Origin of the sequence: Oceanisphaera sp. (assembly GCF_048268965.1) — a bacterium.
Lineage (GTDB): Bacteria > Pseudomonadota > Gammaproteobacteria > Enterobacterales > Aeromonadaceae > Oceanimonas.
The window spans coordinates 39,633-58,200 of sequence record NZ_JBLWUK010000013.1 but is presented as its reverse complement, the minus strand read 5'-3'; the positions used below and the strand labels follow the sequence as shown (position 1 = coordinate 58,200).

Sequence of the window (18,568 nt, the reverse complement as noted above, 5' to 3'; positions counted from 1 at the left end):
CATGATTGCCCATGTTTCCCAACTCTGGTGCAGAAGTGCCGTTGCACTCAAGCGGTTGCTCAATCTGCTGGCCGGCCTGATGTTGTTGCTGATGATGCTGATCACCGCCGTCGATGTGGTGGGACGCTACCTGTTCAACACGCCACTGGTAGGTGGCTCCGAGCTGATTGAGATCATGCTGGCCGCCTCCATCTTCCTGATCCTGCCCACTATCACCTGGCGACAGGAGCATGTATCGGTGGATCTGATCGAACCCTGGCTACCCCGTTGGCTGTGTGCCCTGCGCGATCGGCTGTACCACCTGTTCATGACGGTGGGCAGTGTCTATATGGCGATGACGGTGTGGAAGCTGGCCGACCGAGCCGCTCGCTACAACTCGGTGAGCGAATACCTGGCCATTCCCAGTGCCTGGGCCATGTACATCATCGGCATCAGCCTGTGGCTGACCGCCCTGACCTTTCTGGTGATGACGCTACTCGGTGATCCCGAGGCCCAGAACACATCCGTGACCAACCCCGCCCAGGAGGCACCTGCGTTATGATGGAATCTCTGCTTGGCTTCGGCATCTTGCTGTCGCTGATTTTCTTGCGCGTCCCCATCGCCTTTGCCATGGCCACCGTGGGCGTGGTGGGTTATGCGGCCCTGATGGACTTCAACTTCACTGCCGCCCTGTCGATCAGCGCCCGACGGCTGCTGGATACCGCTCAGGATTACGGCCTGAGTGTGATCCCGCTGTTTATCCTGATGGGTAACCTGATCAGCCGCTCCGGCCTGTCCAATGAGCTGTTCACGGCGTCCCATGCGCTGGTTGGCCATCGCAAAGGCGGCATGGCCATGGCGGCCATCACCGCCTGCGGTGGTTTCTCCGCTATCTGCGGCTCCAGCCTGGCGACCGCCGCCACCATGTCCAAAGTAGCCATACCGCCCATGCGCAAGTATGGCTATGCCGACAGCCTGGCCTCTGCAGCCATCGCCGCCGGCGGTACCCTGGGCATACTGATCCCGCCCAGTGTCGCGCTGATCATCTACGGCATTCTTACCGAGCAAAGCATTCGTGATCTGTTCGCCGCCGGCTTTATTCCCGGCGTACTGGGTGTACTGCTCTATCTGGGCGCGGTGCGCTACGTGGTGTGGCGCGACCCCAAGGCAGGTCCACCCGGCAAGGCCATGAGTCGTGCCGAAAAATGGCAGGCCTTCAAAGGCGTCGGAGGAATTCTCAGCCTGTTCACCCTGGTGATGGGAGGTATCTACCTGGGCGTCTTTACCCCTACCGAGGCCGCCGGCATCGGTGCCGCCGGCTCTCTGGTCATCGCCATCAAGCGTCGTAGTCTGAGCCTGCAGGACTTGAAAGAAGTACTGATAGAAACGGCGCGGACCTCGGCCATGCTGTTCTGCGTGGTCATCGGCGCGCTCATCTTCTCCAACTTCGTCAATCGCGCCGGCCTGCCCGATCATCTGGTCGAGATGATCACCAGCTTCTCGCTGTCGCCGATGATGGTGCTGATGATGATCATCGCCATCTACCTGGTACTGGGTGCCGTGTTCGAGAGTATGTCGATGATGCTGCTCACGGTACCGGTGTTTTTCCCTGTGATACACAGCCTGGGCATGGATCCCATCTGGTTCGGCATCATAGTGGTGGTGGCCACCGAAATCAGCCTGATCACCCCGCCAGTCGGCATGAACGTGTTCGTGCTGACCGGCATGGTCAAGGATCTGAACAGCGCCACCGTGTTCCGCGGCGTCACCCCCTTCTGGTGTGCCGACATAGTGCGCCTGGCGCTGCTGATCATGCTGCCGGCCCTTACCCTCTGGCTGCCGGAACTGCTTTACCGATAAGTCAACTCATAACAATGCTTTACAGGTCGGCCTTTCTGGCCGACCTGCTTTCACAACCCTATCTTCATCAGGAAACCTGTAAGGGATTACCATGCCTAAAAAAACCGTTTTCCGGCTGAGCGCGCTGGCCGGCCTTTCCCTGCTCGTCGGCTGCACCACCCTGCCCGATGCTGAGCAAATCACCATCAAACGTGACCAGCACGGCACTCCCCATATTTATGCCGACACCACCTATGGCCTCTTCTATGGCTACGGCTACGCCATTGCCCAGGATCGGCTGTTCCAGCTGGAGATGGCCCGACGCAGTGCTCTGGGTACAGTGGCCGAGGTATTGGGTGAAGAGTTTCTGCCACTGGATATCAGGGTACGCCAGCACTATAACCCCCACGCCATTCAGGCTCAACTGGATGCCCTGCCCGCCGCCGACCGGGATATCCTCAGCGGCTATGCCGCCGGCCTCAACCAGTGGCAGGCCAGGGTGCAGCAGCAACCTGACACGCTGATGCCCAAGCAATTTATCGACTACGGCTTTACCCCGGCGCCCTGGAACGAGTTTGATGTGGCCATGCTGTTTATCGGTTCCATGATCAACCGCTTCGGCGATTACAATACCGAGCTGGAAAACCAGCAGCTACTGGCGGCTCTGGAGCAAAAGCACGGTCGTCCGCAGGCACGCCTGCTGTTCGACACCCTCTTGCCCTACCTGAGTGGCGAGGCTCCCGATACCATAGCCGACGGCGACTGGTCTCCTGCCGGCCGTGAGGCCGTGGAACGTCGGCTGACTGCCGGCCTGACTCCCGCTGCCCGGCAGGATGAGAACCCGCTTCTGGCCATGAACCATTCGGGTCTGAGCCGCCAGGGCACCCTGGGCTGGCAAGGATTTCGCGAAGCGCCCTTCAGCAATATCCTGGTGCTTGGCAAGGACAAGACCAAAGACGCCAGCGCCGTGCTGATCAACGGCCCCCAGTTCGGCTTCTACCAGCCCGCCTACACCTATTCGGTGGGTCTGCACGGCGCCGGCTATGAGGCAGTGGGTAACTCCCCCACCGGCTATGCCATGGTCGAGTTCGGCCATAATGGCCATATTTCCTGGGGCAGCACCTGGGGCGCCGGCGACAACGTGGATCTGTTCCGCCTGATACTGAACCCGGACAACCCGGAGCAATACCTGTACAAAGGAAAATACCGGTCGCTGGAAAAAGAGCAGCAGAGCATCAAGGTAAAAGACGCCGACGACACCCTCATTACCGTCTACCGTTCCGTTTACGGTCCCGTGGTCGACTACCGTCCGGATGAGGGCATCGCCTATGCCAAGCAACGAGGCTGGGCCGGCAAGGAGGTCTCCACCCTGATGGCCTGGAACAAGGTCAGCAAGGCCAAAAACCACCAGCAATGGCGCGAGCATGTGTCTGACAGCGCCATCAACGTCAACTGGTACTATGCGGATCAGGACGGCAACATAGGTTATGCCCTCGGCGGCCATTACCCGGTACGTCATCCGGGTCAGGACGGTCGCCTGCCGACCCCCGGAGACGGCAGTGCCGACTGGCTTGGCCTGTATCCGTTCGATACCAACCCTCAGGTGTACAATCCCTCCAGCGGTTATATCGCCAACTGGAACAACCGTCCGGCTGAAGGTTTCCCCAACCCGGATCAGTGGTGGTACAGCTGGAACACCATTGACAGGGTGCTGGAAATCAACACCCGGGTAGAGGCCGTCGACCAGCTGACCCCGGATCAGGCCTGGGATCTGATGATGGAAGCCTCGCTGGCCGATCCCAATGCCCGCTTCTTTGTTCCCCACCTGGTGAAACTGGCCGGTAACAGCCAGAACCCGCACTTGCAGCAGGCCGCCCGCCTGCTGGCCGACTGGGATTACCTGAACACGGACGAGGACCGTGATGGCCGCTACGACCATCCCGCCTCCGCCCTGTTCCGCGCCTGGCTGCAAGCCATGTTGTCCCAGACCTATCAACCGCTGCTCCCGACCAGTAACCTACCCTGGTATACAGGCCCCGGTTACGGCGATGCCGATGGCATAGTAGACAATGGTTATAACATCAGCACCGGTACCAAGGCCCTGGGCGCCTGGCTTAACCGCAGTGTAGTGAACACCGACCTGCTTTCCGGGCGCGATGGCGACACATTGCAGCTGTCCGCCCTGCAGCAGGCCATCGACAAGCTGAGTCAGCAATACGGTACCGACAGCCGCCAGTGGCTGAGCCAGGTCGATGTGCTGGAATTCGGACACAAGAACTATATCGGTGTGCCCCAGGCCAACCCGGACGAGGCAGTGCGTACTCCCATTGCCATGAACCGGGGTACCGAAAACAACATGACGGTACTCAACGGCACCGAAGTGACAGCCTATGAAGTGGCGGCACCGGGCCAGTCCGGCTTTATCGCGCCGGACGGTACCCGCTCCCCCCATTACCGGGATCAACTCGACGACTTTATCGAGTTCAGGCTGAAACCGGTGTGGCTCAAGCAAGAAGACGTTACCGCCGCCAGCCAGAGCGAAACCGTGCTGACGGTTAAGCGTTAAAAGGCAGTCCCTTAACAACAAAGAGCGGGCAAATTGCCCGCTCTTTGTTTCATCTTGTCCTGACTCTGTCTCTACTCGGCCTTCAAGCCTTGTATTTCGGCAAGTAGTCCGCATCCTGAAACAGCCGCTTGCGGTCGGGCTCTACCGCCGTCAGTGGGCTGACCTGGCGCATGCTGTGCAGGCAGCGCTCGGTCAGCTCGATATAGCTCTGGGTGCCCTGGCGCTTCCATTCAATTTCTTCATCCCGGAGCTCACGCAGCACCCTTGCAGGGGTACCGGCCACCAGCACCCGGGGCGGTATCTGCATCCCGGCCTTGACGAAAGAGTGGGCGGCAACAAAGCTGTGCTCCCCCACCTCGGCTCCGTCCATCACCACCGCATTCATGCCAACCAGGGCGTTTTCACCCACTACACAGCCGTGCAGTATGGCGCCATGGCCCACATGACCCCAGGGACGCACCAAGGTGTCGGCGTCGGGAAAGCCGTGCATCACGCAGTTGTCCTGGATATTGGCGTTGTGCTGAACATGGATGCGCCCGAAGTCGCCCCGTAACGAGGCCAGCGGCCCTATATAGCAGCCGCGCTCTATAATGACATCACCGATCAGCACGGCGGTGGGGTGCACGTAGGCTCCCTCTTCCACCACAGGGCGGATGCCGTCTATTTCATAGCAGTGCATCTTGTTACTCCATTAAGCAACTAGCGTCTCAAGCCACCAAAACGCAGGTAAAATCCGGCATCGGCCGGAGGCAGCGGTCCTTCCGCGGTGCGCCCCTTGTGCCAGAGATATTCCTCGGCAGCCTGATACAGCAGGTTGTAGATATTGACGCACAGGGCCTTGGCAGCCATGGCCGGCCAGCTTCTGGGCAATAGCGCCCCTGGCAGCTGCGGATCACGCAGCAGTATGCGACGATAATGGTGAATAAGCAGGATCCGCAATTGAAAAGCCTGGCTGGGGTCCAGCTTATTGTTTCCTTCCAGCAGAGCCAGCAGGGGACGGTACAAGGTCAGGAATTCTTCATAACGCCGACTGATATCCTCCAGCGGCCAGTTGACGCTGACCATACGGGGCAAGGGCGGTGGTGTTCCCAGCCCCAGATCCAGTGTACTGGCCCGAAATACCACCACCTGATCCCCCATGTCCAGCTCGAGTAGCAGTTGACGCAACTTGCTTTGCTCCAGCCCCGGATAGGCCATCAGGTTGGGGGCGATACTGGCGCAGCCCAGCCACTCCAGCTCTTTTTTCAATTGTGCCTTGGCTTCCAGCTCCAGCGAGCTGAGCAGCACCAGATCCCAGTGACCGTCCCAGGGCTTCTGCTCCATATCATAGATACGGGTTTCGGCCTGCTGGAAGCGGTGTACACTGCGCTCGGTGACCCGATAGAAGCTCAGCCGACCGATACGTTCCGAGCTCAGCCACTCATCCTTGGACAGGCGAAACACCGAGGTGCGTACGAAGCGCTCATTAAAACCGAAGTCGGAAACCATGTCGATCAGGCTGGCCAGGCTGATACAACCGCCACGATGGCTGATAGCATCACCAAAGATAGTCATGATCAGCGAGGTACCACTGATGGTTTCGTAATCGAGGGCCTGCTGAATAAGCGAATGTAATCGGGAGTCCATGAAGATGTTTATTACCAGATTGTGTGAGTTGTCGGGTCAAGGCCCAAACCTACAGCATGTATTGCGAGGGCAGAAAGTCAACCTGTCTCATACAATGCAAGGAGCTATTACACCTCGGTTAACCAGCTGATATCAAGCAAAAAGTGGCGTCTCCGCCACTTTTACGTATCATTTCTTTCAGGCAATTTTACGCAGATCCAACACCCGTTGTGCCTTGCCGGCGGAGCGTGGCAACTGGCCTTCGGCCACTATGTCTATCTGGGTGGAAATGCCGATCATCGCCTTGATGCGGTGCTTGATATGATGCTCAAGGGAATGCAGATCGGCATTGGCGTGATCGTTGCGCAACTCGACTTTTACCCGCAGCGAGTCCATATGGCCGTGACGACTCACTTCCAGCTGATAATGGGCTGTCAGCTGGGAGAACTGCAGTATCTGCTCCTCGATTTGGGAAGGAAACACGTTCACACCGCGGATGATCAGCATGTCGTCGCTGCGGCCGGTGATCTTGTCCATACGACGCATAGTGCGCGCCGTTCCCGGCAGCAAGCGTGTCAGATCCCGGGTGCGATAGCGGATCACCGGCATACCTTCCTTGGTGAGCGAGGTGAACACCAGCTCGCCCAGATCACCATCGGCCTGCACCTCACCGCTGTGGGCATCGACTATCTCGGGATAGAAGTGATCTTCCCAAATGGTCGGACCGTCCTTGCTTTCCAGGCATTCCATGGCCACACCCGGCCCCATGACTTCGGACAGGCCATAGATATCCAGGGCATCGATGCCCAGGCGCTGCTCGATTTCCTGGCGCATGGCGTTGGTCCAGGGCTCGGCGCCGAACACGCCGACCCGCAGCGAACAGTTGCTGGCGTCACCGCCCATCTGTTTTTCCAGTTCGTCGATGATGTTCAGGCAGTAGGACGGGGTCACCATGATGGCATCGGGCTGGAAGTCCTGGATCAACTGCCCCTGCTTTTCGGTCTGGCCGCCAGACATGGGAATGACAGCCGCCCCCAGGCGTTCGGCGCCGTAATGAGCACCCATGCCGCCGGTAAAGAGACCATAGCCGTAGGAAATATGGATCTTGTCCTTGTTGCTCAGGCCGCTGGCGCGCAGGGAGCGCGCCACTACATCGGCCCAGGTATCAATGTCCTTCTGGGTGTAACCCACCACGGTCGGCTTGCCGGTGGTGCCGGACGAAGCATGCAGGCGCACGATTTGCTCCATGGGCACGGCAAACATGTTGAAGGGGTAATTATCACGCAGATCCTGTTTGGTGGTGAACGGAAACTTGTTCAGATCCTCCAGGGTCTTGCAGTCGGATGGATGCACACCCGCCTCGTCAAACTTGCGCTTGTACATGGGCACGTTTTCATAGGCGTGATGCAGTGTCTTCTGCAGTCGCTCCAGCTGCAGGGCCTGCAGTTCGTCTCTTGATGCCTGCTCGATATGTTCCATTTTAGTCATGATTGCCTCTTCCCTTTGGCCAAATTAGTCGATATTTTCCACGATCAGCGCGACACCCTGGCCAACACCGACACACATGGTACAGAGGCCGTAGCGGCCATTGGTTCGTTTCAGTTCATTGACCGCCGCCATCACCAGCCGCACGCCGCTCATGCCCAGGGGATGTCCCAGGGAAATAGCGCCGCCGTTGGGGTTGACCCGGGCATCGTCATCTTTCAGACCCAGTTCGCGCAACACCGCCAGGGCCTGAGCGGCAAAGGCTTCGTTGAGCTCGATCACGTCCATATCTTCCAGAGACAGGCCGGTCTTTTCCAGCACCGCGCGTACTGCAGGCACCGGGCCTATCCCCATGTATTTCGGCTCGACACCGGCACTGGCCAAGGCCAGTATCCGTGCCTTGGGCGTCAGCCCATAATCGGCGACGGCCTGCTTGCTTGCCAGCAAGGTGCAAGCGGCACCGTCGTTGACGCCCGAGGCATTACCCGCGGTCACAGTTCCACCGGCCCGGAACGGGGTCGATAGCCGGCTCAGATCCGCCAGTGCGGTCTCCGCTCGCGGATGTTCGTCCTGGGTCACTTCCGTGACCTTGCCCTTGCGACCCTGGATCACGACCGGCACCATGCCCTGGGCCAGAATGCCGGCCTGGCGCGCCTGTTCGGTTTTCTGCTGACTGCTCAGGGCAAACAGATCCTGATCTTCCCGGCTGATATTGAAACGCTCGGCCACGTTTTCGGCGGTTTCCGGCATCGAATCGGTGCCGTATTCCTGCTGCATCAGCGGATTGACGAAACGCCAGCCGATGGTGGTGTCATATACCTCGTTGGCCCGGGTGAAGGCGCTGGTAGCCTTGGGCATCACGAAGGGGGCGCGGGACATGGACTCGACCCCGCCGGCCAGCACCAGGCTGGCTTCGCCGGCCTTGATGGTACGGGCACCAAAGCCGATGGCATCCAGGCCCGAGCCGCACAGGCGGTTGACGGTGGTGCCGGGCACCGTGGTCGGCAAGCCGGCCAGCAGTGCGGCCATGCGGGCCACGTTGCGGTTGTCTTCACCGGCCTGGTTGGCACACCCCATGATCACTTCATCAATCTTGTCCCAGGGCAGCTGCGGATTGTTTTCCTTCAGCTGGCGCAGCGGGATGGCGGCCAGATCGTCGGCGCGTACCGCGCTCAGGGCACCGCCATAGCGGCCCACTGGAGTTCTGGCCATGTCACACAGATAGGCGTCAGTCATTGTTTTCTTCCTTTAAAATACTTCCCTTCACCTGGTAGGAACGCCCCCGGAACAGGGCCAGCGTTTCTCCCGCTTCGTTTTCTACCACCACATCGTAAGTGCCGGTACGTCCGCCCCGGTGCAACTCCCGGGCGCGGGCCCGCAGAAACTCACCGGCAAAGGCGGGTTTGAGATAATCTATGCTGCAGCCCTGGCCTATGGTCACCTTGTTGTAACCGTTGCAGGCAAAGGCGAAGGCCGAATCGGCAAAGGTAAACAGCATGCCCCCTTGTATGCTGCCATGGCCGTTGAGCATCCAGGGCTGTACCCGCATGGTCATCACTGCCTTGCCGGCTGCCACGCTTTCAATTTCCATGCCCAGATGCTGGCTGCAGGGATCGGTGGCAAACATGGTCTGGGCACAGTGCAGCGCCAGCTCATCTGCTGATTGTTCAGTCATGGCTTGTCTCCATGCTTGCCCAGTGCCGCAATTGCAGCGAGGGCCGGTATTTTTCCTCGCCGTAGACGGCCTGAAGGTGATCAAGCAGAGTTAGCAGGCGCTGATAGCCAATGTCTGCCCCCCAGGCCACGGGACCCTTGGGATAATTGACGCCAAAGCGCATTGCCAAATCGATATCTTCGGGGCTGGCTACCTGATGCAGGCAGGCTTCTGCCGCTTCGTTAACCAGCATGGCGATGGTACGCAGCACCAGCATGCCCGGATGATCCGACAACAGTATCACCTGCTTGTCCAGGCTCTGGAAAAAGCCGACCACGGCGGCAACCTGCTGCTCGGTACAGCTGGCAGACACCCCCAGGGCGATATGGCTGACGCTCTCGTAGTCGTCTGCCCAGTCCAGCGCCATCGCGGCCTGACCCGGTCGACGCAAGGCACAGCTACGGCCATCAGTCAGCTCGACCCACACGCCGTCAATCAACAGCGCCGGGCTGCCGTCACGCCGCTCCGCCTCGCCCTGGTAGCGACCCAACAGGGCGTCGGCGCCCTCGAGTCCGGACCAATCACCGAATACGACTACCTGGCTAGGCGCCTGTCCGACCGGCGTCGGCAAGGTGGTGAGTACGGCCTTTCCGGCCTCGTAGGTATAAAAACCCTGACCACTCTTGCGACCAAAGCGACCCGCATCTACCAGCGCCTGTTGCACCAGCGACGGCCGATAGCGCGGCTCATCGTGAAAGGCGCGATACACGCTGCTGCTCACCGCAAAATTCACGTCCTGACCAATCAGATCGGTCAGCTCGCAGGCTCCCATGGGAAAACCACAGCTGCGCATCAGGGTATCCAGCACTTCCGGAGTGGCCACCCCTTCCTGCAGGGCGCGCAGGGTTTCGCCATAATAGGGACGCGCAATACGATTAACAATAAAGCCCGGCGTCGAACTGGCGTGCACCGCTACCTTGCCCCAGTCTCTGGCCAGCGTCAGCAGGGTGTCACGCACCTCTGCCGTGGTGGCCAGACCGGAGATCACTTCTACCAGCTTCATGACCGGAGCCGGGTTGAAAAAGTGCAGGCCGGCCAGCCGCTCGGGACGAGCCAGGCCTGCGCCGATGGCGGTAATCGAAATAGAGGAGGTATTGGAGGTCAGTATGCACTGCTCGCCGCAGATGCCTTCCAGCTCGGCAAACAACTGCTGCTTGATGTCCAGCCGCTCGATAATGGCCTCGATCACCAGATCGGATCCGGCCAGTTCGCTCAGGCTCTCGGCCGGGCTGATGCGTGCACGCAAGGCGGTGGCATCCTGCTCGCTCAGCTTGCCGCGCGCCACCCGACTGGCCAACCGGCTGGCAAAGTCATCCAGTGCCCGGGCGGTCTGCGCCGGGTTGGTATCATACAAACGTACCCCATGGCCAGCCTGAGCCGCCACCTGGGCGATACCCATGCCCATGGTACCGGCACCGATCACCGCCACCTGTTGAATATTGACGCTGCTGCTCATGTTAACGGCCCTTGTATTCGGGAGTACGTTTGTTGAGGAAGGCATCCACCCCTTCCCGGTAGTCTTCACTGCGCCCGGCCAGGCGCTGCAGGTCACGCTCCAGCTCCAGCTGTTCGTTCAGGCTGTTGTCGGCGGCGCTGTTGATGGCCTGCTTGATCAAGCCCAGGCCATAGGTCGGCTGACGGGACAGCTGCTGGGCCTGCTGCATGGCTTCACTTTGCAGCTGCTCATCTTCCACTACCTGCCAGATCATGCCCATTTCCCGGGCCTGATCGGCGCTGACCTTGTCACCCCGCAGGGTCAGGGCCATGGCGCGAGCCCGACCAACCAACCGTGGTAGTAGCCAGGTGCCACCGGAATCAGGCACCAGCCCCAGGCGGCAGAAGGCCTGAATAAAGGAGGCGCTGCGGCCGGCGATCACTATGTCGCAGGCCAGGGCGATATTGGCTCCGGCGCCAGCGGCCACGCCGTTCACCGCACAAATCACCGGCTTGGGCATCCCAGTGATGCGCTTGATCAGCGGATTGTAGTAACGGTCGATGGACTGCCCCAAATCCGGCGCTTCATCACCATTGTTGACCGCCCGATCACCCAGATCCTGACCGGCACAGAAGCCGCGGCCGTTGCCGGTGATCAGGATGGCACGCACGTCCGAGTTGTGTTCCCAACCCTTGAGCACAGCAGCCACTTCTTTATGCATGACTTCGTTGAAGCTGTTGAGCTGTGCCGGGCGGTTCAATATCAGGACGCCGACGGCGCCTTCCTGATAGCATTCGATATGTTGATATTCCATTATTTCCCCCGGTACTGAGGTGCACGTTTTTCCAGGAAGGCATTGATGCCTTCATTTCTGTCTTCGGTGCCGGCCAGCCAGACAAAGGCCTGACGTTCCTGGCGCAGCCCCTGGCTGAGGCTGGTTTCCTGGCAGGCCTTGATGGCGCCCTTGGCGGCCTGTACCGCCAGCGGTGCCTGGCCGGCAATCTGGCGGGCCAGTTTGAGCGCATATTCATCGGTCAGCGCCGGTACACATAGCTGGCTGACCAACCCCAGATCGTAAGCTCGCTCGGCGGTCATCGGCTCGCCGGTCAGTACCATCTTCATGGCGGTCTGCTGGCCAATCTGGCGGCTCAGCCGCTGGGTACCGCCGGCGCCGGGCATGATACCCAGCTTGATTTCCGGCAACCCCAACAAGGCCCCCTCGCCCGCGACCACCAGATCGCAGTGCAGCACCAGCTCCAGGCCGGCGCCCAGGGCATAGCCGTTGACGGCGGCAATCAGCGGCTTGTTGAAGTCATCGATGCGCTTCCACAGCGAGGGGCGTATGTCTTGCTGCAAGCCGACCGCGTCCAGGTGACGCATTTCTTCCAGGTCGGCACCGGCGGCGAAGCAACGGGCATTGCCACCGATCACCACGGCTCTCACCTCGGGGTTGGCAGCAGCACCTGCCAGCGCTTCGCCAATCTCAGCCAGAGTCTGGTTACGCAGCGCGTTGCGTCGCTCGGGTCGGTTGAGGGTGATGGTCAATACCCCGGCATCCACCGGGCTGACGAGAATATCCTGACAGTTCATCGTTCTTCCTTAATCGTCGAAGCTGATACGCACTACGCCACCCTTGGGTCGCGCCTGGCAACTCAGTACATAACCCGCGTCCAGCTCGTCCTGCTCCAGACTATAGTTGAGCGCCATGTCGACCTCGCCTTCCACCACCTTGCATTTGCAGGTGGCACAAACGCCGCCCTTGCAGGCATAAGGCAGATCGGCACCGGCATTAAGTGCCGCATCCAGAATGCTGTCGTCTTCCGCACGCACCTCTATCTGCATTTCCCGGCCGTCGAGGATGATACTGACCTCACCCTGGCTGCGGCTGGCACGCTGTTCGGCGCTGAGCGGACGGGCCGGCCCTGTGTTGAAGCGCTCGGTGTGAACGCGATCGCGGGCCAGGCCGTATTCCGGCAGTACGCCTTCGACCGCATTCATCATTTCTTCCGGGCCACAGGCGAAGCAATGGTCGACGTCGGCGGATAACAGCTTGTGCTCGAGCAGGGCCCGGATTTTGGCTTCATCCAGGCGGCCGTTGAGGATGTCGCTCTCGCCCTGCTCCCGGCTGAAGATACAGATAAACTGGAAACGGGTCGGATAGGCGTCTTTCAAATCCGCCAGCTCGTCGGCAAACATGGTCTGGCCCCAGCTGCGATTACCGTACACCAGGGTAAAACTGGCATCTGGCTGGCTGGCCAGCAGGGTCTTGACGATAGACAGCAACGGCGTGATGCCACTGCCGGCGGCAAAGCCCAGATAGCGGGCGCCGCCTAGCTTTTCGGCCTGCTGGAAGAACACGCCCTGGGGCGGCATCACGTCCAGCACATCACCCGGTTTGAGGTGGTCGTTGACCCAGTTGGAGAAACGGCCGTCGTGAATGCGCTTGACCGCTATGGTCAGATCTTCGTGACCTTCCCGGCTGCAGATGGAATAGCAGCGGCGCAGTTCTTCGCCCTCATGCTGGTGCTTGAGGGTCAGATGCTGACCGGGCTTGAACCGAAAACGGTTCTGATTGTCACCGTCCAGCTCGAAGGAAATGGCGATGGCGTCTCTGGTCTGCTCTTGTACGGATTTAACCCGCAACGAATAAAATTGATTCATGACTCTGCTCCCTGTGCGGTTGAGGGCTAAATGCACTTGAAATAATCGAAGGGCTCGAGGCAATCCCGACACTGGTACTGTGCCTTGCAGGGGGTCGAGCCGAATTCACTGATCAGTCGGGTATGGCCGCTACCGCATTGCGGACAGGCCACTCCATCGGAGGGGATCAGGTGCGAACCACAGGCCGGCCCCTGGGGCGGTGCTATGCCGTATTCCCTGAGCTTGCGCTTGCCATCGGCACTCATCCAGTCAGTGGTCCAGGCCTCGGACAAGTCCAGTTTTACCCGGGCCGGGCTCAAGCCTGCATCGTCCAGAGCAGCCAGAATGTCGGCTTCCAGTATGTCGGTGGCCGGACAACCGCTGTAGGTCGGCGTCAGGCGAACGCTCACGCTGCCGTCCTCGCTGATGTCCACGCCCCGGATCATGCCCAGATCGGTAATCGACAGCACCGGTATCTCGGGATCGGCAACCGTTTTTAGCACTTCCCAGCAACGGGGAAGACGGTGATCGGAAATCTGCACCTGAAACCTCCTTACCAGCTCATGTTGGGATAGCTGCGCTGCACGCTCTGCATTTCCGCCAGCAGGAAGCCAAGATGTTCGGTGTGCAGGCCCTGCTTGCCACCCTGGCGATAGGGTGCCTGTTCGGGCAGTGTCAGTTCGGCCTCTTTGACTTCCCCGGCAATCCGCGCGGCCCACTGAGGCGCCAGCGTCGACAGCTCGGGGATAATGCCGGCTTCGACCAGAGTGTCTTCCACCTCGTCAGTCACGAACAACTCGCCGGTAAAGCGCCACAGCTCGTCAATCGCCGCCTGGGTGCGACGGGCACTTTCTTCGGTGCCCAGTCCCAGTCGCTGAACCCAGCCGCTGGAGAAGCGCAGGTGATAATTCACCTCTTTCAGCGATTTGACCCCGAAGGCGGCCAGTGGCGCGTAACCGGACTGGCTCAGCTCGGTGAACAACAACTGATGGTAGTGATCCATAAACCACTGACGGACCAGGGTCTGGGCAAAATCGCCGTTGGGCTGCTCGCACAGCAGCAGGTTTTTGTACTCCCGCTCGCTGCGATAATAGGCCAGCTGGTCTTCGTCACGGCCCTCGCCTTCCACTTCTCCGGCCAGGGTCAGCAGGGTGCGCGCCTGGCCCAGGGTATCCAGGGCGATATTGGCCAGGGCGATGTCCAGTTCCAGTTCGGGCGCATGACCGCACCACTCTGACAGGCGGTGGGACAATACCAGTTGGCTGTCGCCCAGGCGCAGCAGGTAAATAAACAGTGAATCTTGTAATGCCTTGTTCATGAGGCCTCCTACATATGGCCTATGCCGTCGGGGATGGTGTAAAACGTCGGGTGGCGATACACCTTGTCGTCGGCAGGATCGAAGAAAGCGTCCTTGTCGTCCGGCTGACTGGCGGTGATCAGCTCTGACTTGATCACCCAGATGCTGATGCCTTCACGTCGACGGGTATAAGCATCCCGGGCATTTTCCAGCGCCATGGTTTCATCGGCGGCGCGCAGACTGCCCACATGACGGTGATGCAGACCCTGCTTGCTGCGAATAAATACTTCGAATAACGGCCATTGATTGCTTTTCATCTCTTTTCTCCTTAAGCGGCTTTCTGACGGCGGGCGGCATAGGCACTGGCGGCGTCTCGCACCCAGCGGCCTTCTTCCCAGGCTTTGCGACGGGTGGCGAGCCGCTCGTGGTTGCAGGGCCCCTGGCCGGCAACCACCGCATAGAACTCATCCCAGTTGATCTCGCCGAACTCGTAATGGCCGGTTTGCTCGTTCCACTTCAGATCCGGATCCGGCACGGTCAGGCCGAGGGCTTCCACCTGGGGAACCGTGTTGTCGACAAACTTCTGACGCAGCTCGTCGTTGCTGAAACGCTTGATCTTCCAGGCCGTGCTCTGGGCCGAGTTGGGCGAGTTATCGTCGCTGGGGCCGAACATGGTCAGCACCGGCCACCAGAAGCGGTTGACCGCATCCTGAGCCATCTGCTTCTGCTGTTCACTACCATTGGCCAACACCATCATGGCCTCGAAACCCTGGCGTTGATGGAAGCTTTCCTCCTTGCACACCCGCACCATGGCTCGGGCATAAGGACCGTAAGAGGCGCGACACAGAGCCACCTGGTTGACGATGGCGGCGCCGTCCACCAACCAGCCAATAGCGGGCACATCGGCCCAGCTGAGGGTGGGATAGTTGAAGATGGAGGAATACTTCATCTTGCCGTCAATCAGCTTTTCCACCATGTCGTCCCGGTCGGCACCCAGGGTTTCGGCAGCACTGTACAAATAAAGAGCATGACCCGCTTCATCCTGCACCTTGGCCAGCAACACCGCCTTGCGGCGCAAGGTCGGGGCTCGGGTAATCCAATTACCTTCCGGCAACATGCCGACTACTTCGGAATGAGCATGCTGACCGATTTGACGGATCAGGGTCTTGCGATATGCCTCGGGCATCCAGTCTCTGGGCTCGATGCTGATATCAGCCGCAATAGTCTGATCAAACCTCGCCTGTTGTTCTGCGTTCTCCACCACTCAGCCTCCAATACCAATTGATGTAACATCCATAAAACATAACAACAAGGTAATATGACACCGAAATCATTTCAATAACTTTTTTAGTGAATCATTTTAACCAAGCTGAAATACTCAGTAAAATCAAAGTGATAATGAATAAAACAACAATAAATAACCGCAACGCACAACAACACCTGTTGACATTGACCGCAAAAGAAAACAAATTATGTAACATCATTTTGTTAAATCGATGCTTTACTGTGTCAGATTGAGAGGGAGAGGAATCAATGGAAAAGCTGCAAAGCTATGTGGCCGGCCAATGGCAGGCAGGAACCGGAGCAAGTCGCCCGGTTCAACATGCCGTCACCGGTGAAACGCTGTATGAAGTGACCAGCGAAGGGCTGGATATGGCAGCCATGCTGGCTTATGCCAGACAAGGCGGTAAAGAGCTGGCGGCCATGAGTTTTCACCAGCGGGCGCTGATGCTGAAAAGCCTTGCCAGCCATCTGGCTGCACAAAAAGAAGACTTTTATGCGCTTTCCGGCGCCACCGGCGCTACTCGCAAGGACAGCTGGATCGATATTGAAGGCGGCTTCGCCACCCTCTTTACCTATTCCAGCCTGGTACGTCGTGATCTGAGTGACGAGCGTATCCTGATCGAAGACGACTGGACGCCCCTGTCCCGCAAGGGTGGTTTCGGTGCTCGGCACATCCTCACTCCCAAGCCCGGCGTGGCGGTGCACATCAACGCCTTCAACTTTCCGATCTGGGGCATGCTGGAAAAGCTGGCTCCTACCCTGCTGGCAGGTATGCCGGCCATCATCAAGCCGGGAACCGACGGTTCCCAGCTGACCCAGGCGGTCGTCAAGTCGGCCGTTGAGTCCGGCATACTGCCCGCCGGCGCCCTGCAGATCATCTGTGGCGGGGTGAACAACCTGCTGGACCTGCTGGGTCCCCAGGATGTGGTCACCTTTACCGGTTCGGCCCAGACCGGCCAGACCCTGCGCACCCACCCCAACTTCAACCGCCAGTCCATTCCCTTCACCATGGAAGCGGACTCGGTGAACAGTGCCATTCTGGCCGAAGGAGCGGGTGACGATGTCATCGCACTGTTTGTACGGGAAGTCGTGCGGGAAATGACCACCAAGGCCGGCCAGAAATGTACCGCCATCCGCCGTGCCTTTGTGCCTCGCTCTCTGCTACCCCAGGTAAAAGAGGCGCTGCTGGCTCGCCTGGGTAAAGTGGTGCTCGGCGACCCGGCAAAAGAAGGCGTGACCATGGGTCCGCTGGCCAGCCAACGTCAGCTGAAAGATGTCTCGAAACGAGTCGAACTGCTGTCGGCCCAGGCCGAAATTTTGTGCGGTGGCCATCTGGAACCATTCGAGGTACTGGCCGACAACCCCGAGGCCGGCGCCTTCTATCCGGCCACTCTGCTGCTGTGTAACCAGCCGAAAGAAAGTCCTGCGGTCCATACTACCGAGGCCTTTGGCCCCGTCTGTACCCTGCTGCCCTACGACTCCGAAGACGAGCTGGTCGAGCTGGTTGCTCTGGGCGAAGGCAGCCTGGTGGCCTCTTTGGTGTTCAACGCCGGCCAGGATGTTTCCGAGCTGGTTGGCCGTCTGGGCCCCTGGCATGGCCGCCTGCACCTGCTGGATCCGATCAGTGCCGAGGAAAGTACCGGTCACGGCTCCCCCCTGCCCCACCTGATACACGGCGGCCCCGGTCGCGCCGGTGGCGGCCAGGAGCTGGGCGGCCTGCGGGCGGTCAAGCACTACATGCAGCGCACCGCCATTCAGTCCTCTCCTGGCGCCATGAGCCAAATCACCCATAGCTGGAACCAGGGTGCACCTGTGATCAACGACCGGGTACATCCGTTCCGAAAATACTTCGACGAGCTGGCCATTGGTGAACAGCTGAAGACGGCTCGACGCACCGTGACCGAAGCAGACCTGGTCAACTTTGGCTGCCTGAGCGGTGACCACTTCTACGCCCACATGGACAAGGTGGCCGCGGCCGAATCCCTGTTTGGTGAACGGGTAGCCCACGGTTATTTCGTGGTATCCGCCGCCGCCGGCCTGTTCGTGGACGGAGCCCCAGGCCCGGTGATTGCCAACTACGGCATGGACGATCTGCGCTTTATCGAGCCGGTGAAGATTGGTGACACCATACAGGTGGAGTTCACCTGCAAGCAGAAAACCCGCAAACCACAGCGCAATCCGGAAGATCTGCCCCAGGGCGTGGTCGTCTGGGATATCAAGATCAAGAACCAGCGCGATGAACTGGTAGCCAGCTACGACATTCTGACTCTGGTACAAGCACAAAGCTGAGCAATGAATAAGGGAAGGTCCCTGTCGACCAGACTTGTCGTTTAGTAGTTGAATAAGAAAAGAAGTACCACCACAGGTAATATGACTGACTTTTGCCAGTCTCCTTTTTACGCCGGTCTTAATGACCGGCTTTTTTATTTCTCTGTTCTAATACCAAACTGAGTAAGTAACTGGTCTATTTAGCTGCTCAGTAAAGGCCGAACGAAGGGTCTACTCCACCGACACGCTGCAAGCACATCCCTGTAGCGCTCAAACACATGACATCCTTGTCATGTGATGGTCGGTGGAGTAGATCCCTTCATCCGCCCCAAGCTGCGGAGTTGCCTGTAGGTGCTATCTACAGACAACTCGGTGCTTGTGGAGAGGCAACAGAGTTCGGCTCCCACGACCGTGAAATGACAGGGATGTCATTTCCCGAGCCCCCAAGGATGGGTT

At 59.4% G+C, this 18,568-nt stretch carries 17 protein-coding genes; 4 read left to right on the top strand and 13 right to left on the bottom strand.

Annotated elements, in window-relative coordinates; translation table 11 throughout:
• Position 1: 1 nt before the first annotated feature.
• The 3 genes from ACN0VL_RS07995 (at position 2) to ACN0VL_RS07985 (ending at position 4,384) form a co-directional block, all read left to right on the top strand.
• Positions 2 to 541: a TRAP transporter small permease gene (locus tag ACN0VL_RS07995; RefSeq protein ID WP_417616228.1), complete on the top strand. Its 540-nt coding sequence runs from the start codon at positions 2 to 4 to the stop codon at positions 539 to 541.
• Positions 538 to 1,839 (top strand): TRAP transporter large permease, encoded by a 1,302-nt coding sequence (locus ACN0VL_RS07990; protein ID WP_417616226.1) that lies wholly within the window; start codon positions 538 to 540, stop codon positions 1,837 to 1,839. The genes ACN0VL_RS07995 and ACN0VL_RS07990 overlap by 4 nt, the downstream gene beginning before the upstream one ends.
• Before the next feature lie 91 nt (positions 1,840 to 1,930).
• A complete protein-coding gene (locus ACN0VL_RS07985; protein ID WP_417616224.1) occupies positions 1,931 to 4,384 on the top strand; it encodes a penicillin acylase family protein in 2,454 nt (817 codons plus the stop codon).
• Positions 4,385 to 4,466: 82 nt separating this feature from the next.
• Here ACN0VL_RS07985 and ACN0VL_RS07980 read toward each other — a convergent pair whose 3' ends face one another.
• The 13 genes from ACN0VL_RS07980 to paaA form a co-directional block, all read right to left on the bottom strand.
• Positions 4,467 to 5,063 carry a hypothetical protein gene (locus tag ACN0VL_RS07980; RefSeq protein WP_417616222.1) on the bottom strand — a complete coding sequence of 199 codons (597 nt, stop codon included), beginning with the start codon at positions 5,061 to 5,063 and terminating at the stop codon, positions 4,467 to 4,469.
• A gap of 20 nt (positions 5,064 to 5,083) precedes the next feature.
• Entirely contained in the window at positions 5,084 to 6,010 is a 927-nt protein-coding gene (paaX, locus tag ACN0VL_RS07975; protein WP_417616220.1) for a phenylacetic acid degradation operon negative regulatory protein PaaX, read from the bottom strand.
• Positions 6,011 to 6,187: 177 nt separating this feature from the next.
• Entirely contained in the window at positions 6,188 to 7,477 is a 1,290-nt protein-coding gene (gene paaK, locus ACN0VL_RS07970) for a phenylacetate--CoA ligase PaaK (protein ID WP_417616218.1), read from the bottom strand.
• A gap of 24 nt (positions 7,478 to 7,501) precedes the next feature.
• On the bottom strand, positions 7,502 to 8,710 hold the full coding sequence (gene pcaF / locus ACN0VL_RS07965) for a 3-oxoadipyl-CoA thiolase (RefSeq protein WP_417616217.1): 1,209 nt from the start codon (positions 8,708 to 8,710) through the stop codon (positions 7,502 to 7,504).
• The gene (paaI, locus tag ACN0VL_RS07960; protein ID WP_417616215.1) at positions 8,703 to 9,149 is read right to left on the bottom strand and encodes a hydroxyphenylacetyl-CoA thioesterase PaaI; all 447 of its coding nucleotides are present in this window, start codon (positions 9,147 to 9,149) and stop codon (positions 8,703 to 8,705) included. Before paaI ends, pcaF begins: the two co-directional genes overlap by 8 nt.
• Positions 9,142 to 10,644, bottom strand: a complete 1,503-nt coding sequence (locus ACN0VL_RS07955; protein WP_417616213.1) for a 3-hydroxyacyl-CoA dehydrogenase — start codon at positions 10,642 to 10,644, stop codon at positions 9,142 to 9,144. Before ACN0VL_RS07955 ends, paaI begins: the two co-directional genes overlap by 8 nt.
• Position 10,645: 1 nt before the next feature.
• A complete protein-coding gene (gene paaG, locus ACN0VL_RS07950) occupies positions 10,646 to 11,437 on the bottom strand; it encodes a 2-(1,2-epoxy-1,2-dihydrophenyl)acetyl-CoA isomerase PaaG (RefSeq protein ID WP_417616211.1) in 792 nt (263 codons plus the stop codon).
• On the bottom strand, positions 11,437 to 12,213 hold the full coding sequence (locus ACN0VL_RS07945) for an enoyl-CoA hydratase-related protein (protein WP_417616209.1): 777 nt from the start codon (positions 12,211 to 12,213) through the stop codon (positions 11,437 to 11,439). Before ACN0VL_RS07945 ends, paaG begins: the two co-directional genes overlap by 1 nt.
• Before the next feature lie 9 nt (positions 12,214 to 12,222).
• Positions 12,223 to 13,284, bottom strand: coding sequence for a 1,2-phenylacetyl-CoA epoxidase subunit PaaE (gene paaE, locus ACN0VL_RS07940; protein ID WP_417616207.1), 1,062 nt, complete (start codon positions 13,282 to 13,284; stop codon positions 12,223 to 12,225).
• Between the two features lie 26 nt (positions 13,285 to 13,310).
• A complete protein-coding gene (paaD, locus tag ACN0VL_RS07935) occupies positions 13,311 to 13,805 on the bottom strand; it encodes a 1,2-phenylacetyl-CoA epoxidase subunit PaaD (protein ID WP_417616205.1) in 495 nt (164 codons plus the stop codon).
• A gap of 11 nt (positions 13,806 to 13,816) precedes the next feature.
• Positions 13,817 to 14,581, bottom strand: coding sequence for a 1,2-phenylacetyl-CoA epoxidase subunit PaaC (gene paaC, locus ACN0VL_RS07930; RefSeq protein WP_417616203.1), 765 nt, complete (start codon positions 14,579 to 14,581; stop codon positions 13,817 to 13,819).
• An 8-nt stretch (positions 14,582 to 14,589) separates the two neighbouring features.
• Positions 14,590 to 14,877 carry a 1,2-phenylacetyl-CoA epoxidase subunit PaaB gene (gene paaB / locus ACN0VL_RS07925; protein WP_417616201.1) on the bottom strand — a complete coding sequence of 96 codons (288 nt, stop codon included), beginning with the start codon at positions 14,875 to 14,877 and terminating at the stop codon, positions 14,590 to 14,592.
• Between the two features lie 11 nt (positions 14,878 to 14,888).
• Positions 14,889 to 15,824, bottom strand: coding sequence for a 1,2-phenylacetyl-CoA epoxidase subunit PaaA (paaA, locus tag ACN0VL_RS07920; protein ID WP_417616199.1), 936 nt, complete (start codon positions 15,822 to 15,824; stop codon positions 14,889 to 14,891).
• A gap of 269 nt (positions 15,825 to 16,093) precedes the next feature.
• Here paaA and paaZ point away from each other — a divergent pair, with 269 nt between their 5' ends.
• The gene (gene paaZ, locus ACN0VL_RS07915) at positions 16,094 to 18,133 is read left to right on the top strand and encodes a phenylacetic acid degradation bifunctional protein PaaZ (RefSeq protein ID WP_417616197.1); all 2,040 of its coding nucleotides are present in this window, start codon (positions 16,094 to 16,096) and stop codon (positions 18,131 to 18,133) included.
• The last annotated feature ends 435 nt before the right edge of the window (positions 18,134 to 18,568 follow it).

Excerpts from the sequence above, each read along its gene's own strand:
- ACN0VL_RS07995 (WP_417616228.1), top strand. The coding sequence starts at position 2 with ATGATTGCCCATGTTTCCCAACTCTGGTGCAGAAGTGCCGTTGCACTC.
- ACN0VL_RS07990 (WP_417616226.1), top strand. The coding sequence starts at position 538 with ATGATGGAATCTCTGCTTGGCTTCGGCATCTTGCTGTCGCTGATTTTC.
- ACN0VL_RS07985 (WP_417616224.1), top strand. The coding sequence starts at position 1,931 with ATGCCTAAAAAAACCGTTTTCCGGCTGAGCGCGCTGGCCGGCCTTTCC.
- ACN0VL_RS07980 (WP_417616222.1), bottom strand. The coding sequence starts at position 5,063 with ATGCACTGCTATGAAATAGACGGCATCCGCCCTGTGGTGGAAGAGGGA.
- paaX (WP_417616220.1), bottom strand. The coding sequence starts at position 6,010 with ATGGACTCCCGATTACATTCGCTTATTCAGCAGGCCCTCGATTACGAA.
- paaK (WP_417616218.1), bottom strand. The coding sequence starts at position 7,477 with ATGACTAAAATGGAACATATCGAGCAGGCATCAAGAGACGAACTGCAG.
- pcaF (WP_417616217.1), bottom strand. The coding sequence starts at position 8,710 with ATGACTGACGCCTATCTGTGTGACATGGCCAGAACTCCAGTGGGCCGC.
- paaI (WP_417616215.1), bottom strand. The coding sequence starts at position 9,149 with ATGACTGAACAATCAGCAGATGAGCTGGCGCTGCACTGTGCCCAGACC.
- ACN0VL_RS07955 (WP_417616213.1), bottom strand. The coding sequence starts at position 10,644 with ATGAGCAGCAGCGTCAATATTCAACAGGTGGCGGTGATCGGTGCCGGT.
- paaG (WP_417616211.1), bottom strand. The coding sequence starts at position 11,437 with ATGGAATATCAACATATCGAATGCTATCAGGAAGGCGCCGTCGGCGTC.
- ACN0VL_RS07945 (WP_417616209.1), bottom strand. The coding sequence starts at position 12,213 with ATGAACTGTCAGGATATTCTCGTCAGCCCGGTGGATGCCGGGGTATTG.
- paaE (WP_417616207.1), bottom strand. The coding sequence starts at position 13,284 with ATGAATCAATTTTATTCGTTGCGGGTTAAATCCGTACAAGAGCAGACC.
- paaC (WP_417616203.1), bottom strand. The coding sequence starts at position 14,581 with ATGAACAAGGCATTACAAGATTCACTGTTTATTTACCTGCTGCGCCTG.
- paaB (WP_417616201.1), bottom strand. The coding sequence starts at position 14,877 with ATGAAAAGCAATCAATGGCCGTTATTCGAAGTATTTATTCGCAGCAAG.
- paaZ (WP_417616197.1), top strand. The coding sequence starts at position 16,094 with ATGGAAAAGCTGCAAAGCTATGTGGCCGGCCAATGGCAGGCAGGAACC.